The sequence below is a fragment of the Bacillota bacterium genome, from assembly GCA_040754675.1.
In the GTDB taxonomy this organism is placed as follows: Bacteria; Bacillota; Limnochordia; order Limnochordales; family Geochordaceae; genus Geochorda.
Genome location: JBFMCJ010000105.1, coordinates 1 through 10,119 on the forward strand (window position 1 = coordinate 1; position 10,119 = coordinate 10,119).

The 10,119-nt window shown below is 69.2% G+C and carries 10 protein-coding genes; 5 read left to right on the forward strand and 5 right to left on the reverse strand.

Features of this window, described 5'->3' with window-relative positions; genetic code table 11:
* Nucleotides 1-745, reverse strand: a 745-nt coding sequence (gene pepT, locus AB1609_08080) for a tripeptide aminopeptidase PepT (protein ID MEW6046425.1), incomplete at its 3' end; no start/stop codon positions are given.
* Between the two features lie 131 nt (nt 746-876).
* Between pepT and AB1609_08085 the strand changes: the two genes are divergently transcribed.
* On the forward strand, nt 877-2,271 hold the full coding sequence (locus tag AB1609_08085; protein ID MEW6046426.1) for a DUF1015 family protein: 1,395 nt from the start codon (nt 877-879) through the stop codon (nt 2,269-2,271).
* Nucleotides 2,272-2,305: 34 nt separating this feature from the next.
* Here AB1609_08085 and AB1609_08090 read toward each other — a convergent pair whose 3' ends face one another.
* Both AB1609_08090 and AB1609_08095 read right to left on the reverse strand, forming a co-directional pair.
* The gene (locus AB1609_08090; GenBank protein MEW6046427.1) at nt 2,306-4,147 is read right to left on the reverse strand and encodes an NAD+ synthase; all 1,842 of its coding nucleotides are present in this window, start codon (nt 4,145-4,147) and stop codon (nt 2,306-2,308) included.
* A 30-nt stretch (nt 4,148-4,177) separates the two neighbouring features.
* Entirely contained in the window at nt 4,178-4,939 is a 762-nt protein-coding gene (locus tag AB1609_08095) for a class II aldolase/adducin family protein (GenBank protein MEW6046428.1), read from the reverse strand.
* Between the two features lie 589 nt (nt 4,940-5,528).
* On the opposite strand from AB1609_08095, the gene metG reads away from it, so the two are divergent.
* On the forward strand, nt 5,529-7,541 hold the full coding sequence (gene metG / locus AB1609_08100; protein MEW6046429.1) for a methionine--tRNA ligase: 2,013 nt from the start codon (nt 5,529-5,531) through the stop codon (nt 7,539-7,541).
* Nucleotides 7,538-8,344: a TatD family hydrolase gene (locus tag AB1609_08105; protein MEW6046430.1), complete on the forward strand. Its 807-nt coding sequence runs from the start codon at nt 7,538-7,540 to the stop codon at nt 8,342-8,344. Before metG ends, AB1609_08105 begins: the two co-directional genes overlap by 4 nt.
* A gap of 16 nt (nt 8,345-8,360) precedes the next feature.
* On the opposite strand, the gene AB1609_08110 is transcribed toward AB1609_08105, so the two are convergent.
* Nucleotides 8,361-8,672 carry an iron-sulfur cluster assembly protein gene (locus AB1609_08110; GenBank protein MEW6046431.1) on the reverse strand — a complete coding sequence of 104 codons (312 nt, stop codon included), beginning with the start codon at nt 8,670-8,672 and terminating at the stop codon, nt 8,361-8,363.
* Between the two features lie 134 nt (nt 8,673-8,806).
* On the opposite strand from AB1609_08110, the gene AB1609_08115 reads away from it, so the two are divergent.
* Together AB1609_08115 and AB1609_08120 are read left to right on the forward strand one after the other, a co-directional pair.
* Nucleotides 8,807-9,250, forward strand: a complete 444-nt coding sequence (locus AB1609_08115; protein ID MEW6046432.1) for a DUF441 family protein — start codon at nt 8,807-8,809, stop codon at nt 9,248-9,250.
* A gap of 141 nt (nt 9,251-9,391) precedes the next feature.
* Nucleotides 9,392-9,637 carry an AbrB/MazE/SpoVT family DNA-binding domain-containing protein gene (locus AB1609_08120; protein ID MEW6046433.1) on the forward strand — a complete coding sequence of 82 codons (246 nt, stop codon included), beginning with the start codon at nt 9,392-9,394 and terminating at the stop codon, nt 9,635-9,637.
* Between the two features lie 64 nt (nt 9,638-9,701).
* On the opposite strand, the gene AB1609_08125 is transcribed toward AB1609_08120, so the two are convergent.
* The coding region (locus tag AB1609_08125) for a hypothetical protein (GenBank protein MEW6046434.1) at nt 9,702-10,119 on the reverse strand (418 nt) is incomplete at its 5' end.

The window sequence follows — 10,119 nt, forward strand, 5'->3', positions numbered from 1 at the left end:
TCCCGGCGATGAACTCCGCCGCCATCCGCACCGCGTTGATCATTCGCCCGCGGGCCGTACCGGTATGGGCGCTCTTGCCGTGCAGCACCACCTTCAAGTTGAGCGCGTCGAAGTTTTCGCCGGAGAGCTCCCCGGGCCCGCTGCCGTCCAGCGTATAGGCCGCCACACAGTTGAACCTGGCCACGTCCAGGTGCCGGATCCCCGCGCCGGTCTCCTCGTCGGGCGTGAAGGCCACCCGAACTGTCGGCCGCCGCCGCTCGGGCTCGCGGATGAGGCGGCAGAGCACCTCCATGACCTCGGCCACTCCGGCCTTGTCGTCTGCCCCCAAAAGCGTGCTGCCGTCCGAGGTGACCAGGTCGTGCCCGATGCACTGCCTGAGGGCCGGCTGTTCCCCGGGCGAGAGCACGGGGCCCGCCGGAAGCCGGATGTCGCCACCGCCGTAAGCGTGGTGCACGATGGGCTTGATGCCTCTGCCCGGCACCCCCGGAAACGTGTCGTAGTGCGCGATGAGCCCGACGGCAGGCCCGGATGCGGGGCCGGGCAGCGTGGCGGTAAGCACCCCGTGATCGCTGAGCTCGACGTCCTGCAGGTCGAGCCGCACCAACTCGTCCCGCAACAGGCGTGCCATCTGCCACTGTTCGGGCGTGGAGGGCACCTGGTTGGCCCCTTCCGCCGACGGGCTGTCCACCTGAACGTAGCGCAGAAACTTCGCCAGAACGCCTTCAGACAGGAGTGCAGAACTCACGGCAGCATCTTCGCCCCCTCTTAGCGCGTCTTGCCTTCGGCCCGCAACCCACAAAAGGAGTATACTGCCAGGACATGCCGACCGGCCGCCGAACCCCCATTCCCGTACGAAAAGGAGGGCGTCGCCGCGACATGCCGAGAGTGCTGCCGTTTGCCGGTCTTCACTACAACCCCGAGCGAGCCGGTGAAGTGGCCTCCCTGCTGGCCGACGCCGCGGATTGGGGGCCCCATACCATCCGGCACCCATCCGGGAAGGGGCAGGGCGCCGAGCCCGCCACGGCTGCCTATCAGCGCCGTGCCGTGGCGACGGCCACCCGATCCGACCAGCACCATGCCTCGCGCCTGTTCTCCGACTGGGCAGGGACCGTAGCCGGCGATTGGCTCCGGCACCAGGTGCTGGCGCAGGATGACTCGCCGTCACTTTACCTCTACCGCTGCCGCCGCCCGGTTCCGGAGGAACTGCGCCACGGCCCCGGAGTAGTCGAGGAAGGAAGCTACGTCGGAATCCTGGCGGGCCTGGGCTTTGACAAGGATCATCCGCTGCGGGTAACCGAGCAGCTCGACCCGTCCGCCGTCGAGCAGATGGTGCCGGCCATGAAGGCCTTTGCCCTGGACGTGGCGCCCGTCTGGGCCGTCTTTTCGAAGGCGGCGCTCGAGGACCGGGCCAAACAACTTGACTCCCTCGTGTCGCAGGCGGTGGGGGGACAGCCCGTGCTGAAGTTCGGCGACCCCCAGGGCGGCTCGCACGAACTCTGGCGCCTTGCGGCGGATCAGGCGCAGCAGGCCGCCGGGATCCTGTCGGGGGTGCCGATGGCGGCCGTGCAGGGCGGGCTCCAGGTGGCAGCCGAACGCGAGCTGGTCACACGCAGGGGCGCGCCGCCCAACGGCATGCCGCCATCGGTCCTGGCCCTGGTCACCTCCGTGGATGGACCGGGCGCAGAGGTGCCGGCCGTTCTGCCGGTGCACCGGCTGCTGCTGGCATCGAGCGGCATCTCGGCCGGACGGCTCGAGCAGCGCCTGGCGTCCTTCTTCCGGGTGATGGAGGTGCCGCAAACCGCGGCTCCCGGTGACCCGGTGGCCGCCCTGGAGGCGGCGCTCGCCGAACTCGGCAAGGCGCGGCCCGAGTTCAGCGGTTTCGTGCTGTACACCGGGCGGGGACGCTTCCGGCTGGTACGCTCCAAGGGGCGCATGTTCATGGAGAGCTGGACCCACCCGCTGGGGCGGGCGGCGTGGAGGGCCATGGACATCAACGTGCTGCACGCCCTGGTCTTCGAGCGGATCCTCGGCATGCCGCCGCAGGAAAGCCGCACCAACGCCCCGCCCGTCGCCACGGAACTCTCACCGGTCAAGGCGCTCGACCGGGTGGACTCCGGAGAGGCCGTCGCGGCGTTCTTCCTGGCCCCTCCTGCACCAGCGCAGCTTCTTGCCGCGGCGCTGGAGAACAACGCGACCCCTGCGGACGCCGTACGTCCGTGGCCGCCGGTGCCGGCGGGGCTGGTGCTGCGCTGGCGGCGCCGTTCCGCCTGAGGGACTGCCGGAGGTCCGCCGGGAGCCTTTTCTCTCAGCGCAGGCGCTCCACGTAGCGGTTGGTGATGGGGAAGCGCCAGTCCCGGCCGAACGCCCTCGGCGTCACCTTCACGCCCGGGGGCGCCTGCCGGCGCTTGTACTCGCTTCGGGCGATCATGGCCGCGACCTTCTCCACCACCGCCGGCTCGAAGCCCATGGCCACAAGCCCGTGGGCGTCCCTGTCCTCTTCCATGTAGGCGGTCACCATGGGGTCCAGGACCTCGTAGGGCGGCAGCGTGTCGGTATCTTTCTGGCCCGGGCGCAGCTCGGCCGAGGGGGCCTTCGCGAACACCCGGTCGGGGATGACGGGGCCGCCCGGCCTCGTGTTTCGCCAGCGGGCGAGGCGGTAGACCCACGTCTTGGGGACGTCCTTGATGACCGCAAACCCGCCAGCCATGTCGCCGTATAGAGTGCCGTATCCGACGGCCATCTCGCTCTTGTTGCTGGCCGTCAGGACAAGCCAGCCGAACTTGTTGGACAGCGCCATCCAGATATTGCCCCGGATGCGGGCCTGGATGTTCTCCTCGGCCACGTCGAACGGCCGCCCCGCAAAGGCCGGCTTCAGGGTCTCCAGGTACGCTGAGAAGATCGGCTCTATGGAGATGACCTCGAACCGGATCCCGAGCCGCCGCGCCACTTCCCGAGCGTCTTCCAGGCTCTCCGGCGACGAAAAGCGTGAAGGCAGGCCGAGCCCCACCACCCGGCCAGGGCCCAGCGCATCCGCCGCGATGGCCGCCACCAGCGAGGAGTCGATGCCGCCGGAAAGCCCGATGACGACGGTCTCGAAGCCGTTCTTGCGGACGTAATCTTTGAGGCCCGTGCAAAGCGCGGCGTAGACCTCGGCTTCCGCATCCAGAAGCGGCCTCACCTCGGGCGCGTGAGCGGCGCTTGCCTCGCCCGCCGGGGCCGCCTCATCGCCTGGCCGCCCGCCGTCCCGGATCGGGATGTTGACCTGCTCGACCAGTTGGCCCGTCTCGCCTCCCTGCCCGCTCATAAGCCACATCCTCTGCTGCCGCCGCCTGGGATCGTGCAGCCGGCGGTGAAAGACCGCCGCCGGGTCGACGTCCGCCACCAGCAGCGCCTCGTCGAAGGAGGGCGCCCGCGCCACCACCCGGCCGTCCTCGTCGATGACGGCGCTGGTGCCGTCGAAGACCAGCTCGTCCTGGCCACCCACCATGTTGACGTAGGCCAGGGCGACCCGGTAGTCGCGGGCCCGGGTGGCCAGCATGCGCTCCCGCTCGGCGATCTTGCCCATGTGGTAAGGCGAACTCGAGATGTTGACGATGACCTGGGCGCCGCCGACCAGGCTCTGCAGGCGCGCGGGGCCGTCAGGGTACCAGATGTCCTCGCAGATGTTCACCCCGATCCGGTAGGGGCCCCAGGTCAACACCAGCGGGCGCCGCCCCGCCTCGAAGTAGCGGAACTCGTCGAACACCCCGTAGTTGGGCAGAAGCTCCTTGTGGTAGATGGCCCGGATCTCGCCGCCCTCGATGACGGCGGCCGCGTTGTAGATGTCGTCGTCGGAGTCGACGAACCCCACGATGGCGACGAGCGGCGGCAGGCGCCGCGCCAGTTCTTCCAGGGTGCGGCGGTTCTCCCGCACGAAGCCCGGGCGCAGCAGCAGGTCCTCCGGCGGGTAGCCCGTTACCGCAAGTTCCGGGAACGCGACGATGTGGGCGCCTGCGTCGTAGGCCCGGCGGGCGAACGCTTCGATGCGTTCGGCGTTGCCCGCCAGATCCCCCACGACCGCGTTGATCTGGGCCAGAGCGATCCGCAGGCCTGCGGATTTGACGTCATCCCCGCGGTTGAAGCCGGGGGACTCTTTCTCGGCCCCCAAGGCCGCTCACCCTTTCATCACACACCGGCATCACTGCTTTCGGGCCTGGTCGGTCACCCCGCCGCGCGATGCGCCCGTCTCCGCCTGGGCCGCCTGAGCCCCCTGACCGGCATGGCCCCCCTCGCCCGCCGGATGCAGCCTCTTCGGCCGCTGCCCGTAGTTCGTCAGGTAGCCATGCCGGATGCGGATGACCTCGTCCGGGGGAAGCTCGAGCACCGGGCCGGCCACCCGGGCGGCCCAGTACACGCGCGCCGTCGACTCCAGAACCCAGGCCACGTGCAGCGCCTCGAGCAGGCTCTCCCCGACCGCGATGGCGCCGTGGTTCTTCATCAGGACGGCCTGGCGGCCTTCGAGCGCCTCGACCGTGTAGCGCCCGAGCAGTTCGGATCCGGTCGTGGCGTATTCGGCCACCCGCACCTCGCCCCCGAACACCCCCGCGGCCTCCCCCAGGATCGGCGGCAGCGACCAGCCCAGCACGGCCAGCACCGTAGCGTACGGCGAGTGGGTGTGGACGATAGCCGCCACGTCCCGCCGCTCGCGGTAGATGGCGAGGTGCGTCGGCAGCTCGGTGGACGGGCGCCGGCGGCCCTCGACGGGCCGGCCCCGGTGGTCCACGACGGGCACGTCCTCCGCCTCGATACGGTCGTATTCCATGCCCGAAGGAGAGATGGCCATCAGGCCCGTCTCGGGGTCGCGGGCGCTCACGTTGCCCGAGGTGCCCACCACGAGCCCGGTTTGCAGAAGCCTGCGCCCGACGCCCACCACTTCGGCACGAAGGCGTGCCAGGAGCATTCTGCGGCCCCCTTCCCCCGGAAGCTGGCCGGGTCTCGAGTCCCATCCGTCCAGCAGCCGCCCGATTCCCGCTGCTCAAGAGCCGCCCGGCAGCCCGGGGCCTTGACATCGGTGCGGCCTGCGCGCCACAATAAGGCCACATCAAGTATAAGCTACCGCCGCATGCGATGAAGGGGAGCGAGTAGGCGGCTGCGCCCGCCTCGCAGCGAGCCGGGTACGGTGCAAGCCGGCGGCGTGGCCCCGCCGAACATGGCCCCGGAGCAGCGCCTCCAACGCGGGTCCGGCCGAGGCCCAGGGCCCGCCAGTAGAGGTTGCCGGGTGCACCCGTTATCGTGCCGGGGTATTCGCCTCGGGGATTTCTGTTGAGCCAGGCGAGCACCCGCCGAGGCCGCTTGCCGCAAGGCAGCGGCGAAGTCGGGGTGGTACCGCGCGGGCAGCCTGTGTGAAGGGCCCTCCGCCCCCGTACCGTCTTCCACGCGTTGCGTGGCGGGCCGGCACGGAGGCGGGGGGCTTCCTCATTCCTTGCCGTCCGCGCCTGCCCGGGAGCGCGGCCCGCCCGAAAGCCGGGAGAAAAGGAGGATGGCCGACCATGGCCGCATCCGGCAAGTTCTACATCACGACCCCCATCTACTACCCCAGCGACCGGCTGCACATCGGCCATGCGTACACGACCACCGCGGCCGATGCGCTGGCGCGCTGGCACAAGTTCCTGGGCGAAGACGTCTTCTTCCTGACGGGCTCGGACGAGCACGGCCAGAAGATCCAGCGCGTCGCTGCGGAACGGGGCGTGACGCCGCGGCAGTACGTGGACCACATCGTGGCCACGTTCAAGGAGCTCTGGAAGCGGCTGGACATCGACTACGACCACTTCATCCGCACCACCGACCCGGACCACGAGCGGGTCGTGCAACACATCTTCAAGACCATATACGACAAGGGCGACATCTACAAGAGCACCTACGAGGGCTGGTACTGCGTGCAGTGCGAGACGTTCTGGCTCGAAAGCCGGCTGGTGGACGGCAAGTGCCCGGACTGCGGGCGCCCGGTGGAGCTGTTGCGCGAGGAGAGCTACTTCTTCCGCCTCTCCAGGTACGCCGGCCGGCTCCTCGACCACATCGAGGCCCATCCCGAGTTCATCCAGCCGCCCACGCGGCGCAACGAGATGGTGGCGTTCATCAAGCAGGGGCTGGAGGACCTGTGCGTCTCCCGCACCACGTTCGACTGGGGCATCCCGGTGCCCGGCGACCCGAAGCACGTGATCTACGTCTGGTTCGACGCGCTCACCAACTACCTGACCGGGGTGGGCTACCTGCAAGACGACGCGAAGTTCGGCCGCTACTGGCCTGCCGAGTTGCACCTGGTCGGCAAGGAGATCGTGCGGTTCCACACCGTCATCTGGCCCATCATCCTCATGGCCGCAGAGTTGCCGCTGCCTCGCCAGGTGTTCGGGCACGGGTGGCTCTTGTTCGACCAGCAGAAGATGAGCAAATCGAAGGGCAACGTGGTGGACCCCAACGTCCTCATCGACCGGTACGGCAGCGACGCCGTGCGCTACTTCCTGCTGCGGGAGGTGTCGTTCGGGCAGGACGGCAACTTCTCGGAGGAGGCCCTGGTGGAACGCATCAACGCGGATCTCGCCAACGACCTCGGCAACCTGGTCTACCGAAGCCTGAGCATGCTGGAACGCTACAACGGCGGCGTCCTCCCCGAGCCCGGCGCCGAGGAGGGAGTCGACCGGGAGCTCCGCACCCTCGCCCGCCAGGTGGCCAACGAGGCGAACGAGAAGCTGCAAGCGCTCGACATCGACACGGCCCTGGCCACCATCTGGCGCTTCGTGCGGCGTGCCAACAAGTACATCGACCAGACGGAGCCGTGGGTTCTCAACCGGCGCCAGAAGGAGGACCCTGCCGCCGGGGAGCGGCTGCGCACGGTGCTGTACAACCTCGCCGAAGCGCTGCGGGTGACGGCGCTTTTGGTGGCGCCGTTCATGCCGAAGGCGGGGCGCGCCATCTGGGAGCAGCTCGGCATCCAGGAGCCGCTGCAAAGCCAGCGCTTCAGCGACCTGGCGTGGGGCAGGAGCCGGCCGGGTACCCAGACCCGCCGGGGCCAGCCGCTCTTCCCGCGCATCCTCGACCTGGAGGAAACTGCGCCGAAGGCCATCGGCGCGAAAGAGCCGGACGCAGCCGCAGCGGCCCCTGCACCGGCAGCGTCCACGAGCCCGGGCCCGGCAGCCCCGGCCACGCCGCGCGCGCAAAACGGTCCGCAGCCCGGCGGAGTCATCACCATCGACGAGTTCGGGCACGTTGACCTGAGGGTGGCCAGGGTGCTCGAGGCAGCCCGAATCCCCGGAGCAGACAAACTCTTGAAGCTGAAGGTGGACGTGGGCGAGCCCGAGCCCCGCCAGATCGTGGCGGGCATCGCCCAGCACTACACGCCCGAACAGCTTGCCGGCAAGTACATCGTGGTGGTTGCCAATCTCAAGCCGGCCAGGCTTCGGGGCGAAATCTCCCAGGGTATGCTGCTGGCGGCGTCCACGGCCGACGGGCGGCTGACGCTGGTCACCCCGGAGGCGCCCATCCCGCCGGGGAGCAAGGTCAAGTGACGCAGGTGCCGCTGGTCGATACGCACCTTCACCTCGACGACCAGCGCTTCGAGGACGACCGGGAGCAGGTGCTGCGGCGGGCACTCGACGCCGGGGTGAGCACCGTCGTCACGTGCGGCGCCGACCTGGCCACGTCCCGCCAGGCCCTGGCGCTGGCCGAGCGATACGGGGAGACGGAGGGTGCCGGCGGCGCCGCGGTGTGGGCCGCCGTTGGCATCCACCCCCACGAAGCCGGACAGGTTGGGGACGTGGAGGCGGCCTTGCGGGAACTGCAGGCTCTGGCCTCCCATCCCCGCGTGGTGGCTATCGGTGAGATCGGGCTCGACTACCACTACGACTTCTCGCCCCGGAAGGTCCAGCTGGAACTCTTCAGGCGCCAGCTGCACCTGGCAGCTTCCCTGGGCAAGGCGGCCATCGTCCACGCCCGGGAGGCGGAAGACGACGTGCTGGCCATCCTGGGACGAGAAAGACCTTCCCGGGGCGTGATGCACGCCTTCGCCGGAAGCCTCGAGCAGGCGAGGCGCGCCCTTGACCTGGGGTGGTACGTGGGTGTCGGGGGGATGCTCACGTTCCACAACGCCGACGGGATCCGCGAGGTGGCGGCGTCAGTGCCCCTCGACCGGATCTTGCTGGAGACCGACGCGCCGTACCTGGCGCCGGTTCCGCACCGGGGCAGGCGCAACGAGCCGGCCTACGTGGCCCTTGTCGCCCGCAAGCTGGCCGAAGTCCGGGGGCTGCCGGTGGACGAGGTGGCACGCGTCACCACCGCGGCGGCCCGCCGGCTGTTCGGCCTGGGCGCTTGAGCGCCCCAGGCAAGCCTCACCAGAACCCGAGGAGCGCCTTTGCCTCCTCGCTCATCCGCTCCGGCGTCCAGGGCGGGTCCCAGACGATCTCCACCTGGACGTCCTCCACGCCGGGAATCTCCCGCACGGCCTGGTTGACCATCTCGTTCACCATGTAGGCAAGCGGACACCCGATGGCCGTGAGGGTCATGCGAACGTGAACCTTGCCGCCCTCTATCTCGATCCCGTAGATCAGGCCGAGGTCCACGATGTTGATGCCGAGCTCCGGGTCGACGACCCGGCGCAGGGCTTCCCGCACCGCCTCTTCGGTCAGTTGAGCGGCTGCCATCCCTCTTCCCTGCGCACCCCCTCGTTCCGTTTCGCGCACGCAAAAAGAAAGCCGCGAGTCATTTGTTCACCGGGTTCATTATATCGCGGGGCGTAGAGCGCAGGACAGGCCGCATAAGCTTGGGAGGCCTGGCTATGTGGGAGCTGTTGCTGTTGCTTGTGCTCTCTGCCGTGGGGCTGACCAGCGGCAACGACGCCGTGGGGCTGGCGGCGCTGCTCGCCCTGTTCGTTCGGGAACTGGGGCCACCCGGCAGCCTCGAGGCCACGGCGCGCCACAGCACGGAACTGGGGGTGCTCTTCCTCGTCCTTGGGCTGCTCTTACCCGCCGTCTCCGGAGCGGTGCGCGCCCCCGAACTCTTCTCCCGGGTCTTGCTCACGCCCACAGGCCTGCTCAGCCTGGCGGTGGGTCTCATCGCAAGCCGGCTCGCCGCCGACGGCGTGGCGTTGATGCAGGCGCGCCCCGAGGTGCTGATGGGGCTTGTGGCAGGCTCCCTGGCCGGCGTCTGGCTCCTGGGGGGGATTCCGGTTGGCCCGCTGGTGGCGGCCGGCCTGGTGGCGCTGTTCGCCCGGTTCCTTTGAGCCGCAGGAGAGGCGCAATGGCATCATCTGCGGGCATTGCCAGCTCTTGCTTTTTTTGTTGACGAACACCCCCTGCTTCCATATAATGCGTATGGACTGGAAGAGACAGGAATTCGCGGCCGGGGAAGGGGGGTTCGGGCGATGAAGTCGACCGGGATCGTGCGCAAGGTCGATGAGCTGGGGCGCGTGGTCATCCCCATCGAATTGCGGCGCACGCTACAGATCAACGAGAAGGACGCCCTGGAGATCTACGTCGACGGCGAGAAGATCATCCTGAAGAAGTACGAACCGGCCTGCATCTTCTGCGGAAACGCCGACAACCTGCGCCGGTTTCACGAGAAAAACATCTGCCTCGACTGCCTGCACCAACTCCGGCAGGTCTCCTGAATCGGAAGCCTTCGGGGCGAGGGCAGGGCGGCCCCAGGGGCCCTCGCCCCCTGTCCTGGCCAACTCACTCGGTGGCGACGTGAGGGTCGACCTGTTCGGCCGCTGCGCGGACCGCCAGGAAATGCTCCCGGCAGGCGGCCGCGAGGCGCTCGACCTCGAGTGCATCGGCCTCCTGGCCGCTCCTTCGCAGGTAGCCGGCGTACTCCCCCAAGAGTTCCCGGATGTCCTGCTCGCCGCGCTCGTCGATGGGTGAGATCCGCACCTTCGCGGATCGCGCGATGCGCCGGCGCAGCGCCCCTTCGTCAAGGCCCAGGCAGGGGGCCAGGCGCAGATAGACGACGCCGCCCGTCATCCCGGCGCAGATCCACGGCCCGGGATCGCCGAGCACCACCACCCTGCCGGCGGTCATATACTCGAACGCGAACCCCTTGAGCTGGGCCGTGCAGACGATGCTGCCCCGGGAGTCGTCCACCGGCGTCCGC

What these genes read in the sequence shown, in the direction of transcription:
- AB1609_08085 (MEW6046426.1), top strand. Translation starts at nt 877, where the DNA reads ATGCCGAGAGTGCTGCCGTTTGCCGGTCTTCACTACAACCCCGAGCGA.
- AB1609_08095 (MEW6046428.1), bottom strand. Translation starts at nt 4,939, where the DNA reads ATGCTCCTGGCACGCCTTCGTGCCGAAGTGGTGGGCGTCGGGCGCAGG.
- metG (MEW6046429.1), top strand. Translation starts at nt 5,529, where the DNA reads ATGGCCGCATCCGGCAAGTTCTACATCACGACCCCCATCTACTACCCC.
- AB1609_08110 (MEW6046431.1), bottom strand. Translation starts at nt 8,672, where the DNA reads ATGGCAGCCGCTCAACTGACCGAAGAGGCGGTGCGGGAAGCCCTGCGC.
- AB1609_08115 (MEW6046432.1), top strand. Translation starts at nt 8,807, where the DNA reads ATGTGGGAGCTGTTGCTGTTGCTTGTGCTCTCTGCCGTGGGGCTGACC.
- AB1609_08120 (MEW6046433.1), top strand. Translation starts at nt 9,392, where the DNA reads ATGAAGTCGACCGGGATCGTGCGCAAGGTCGATGAGCTGGGGCGCGTG.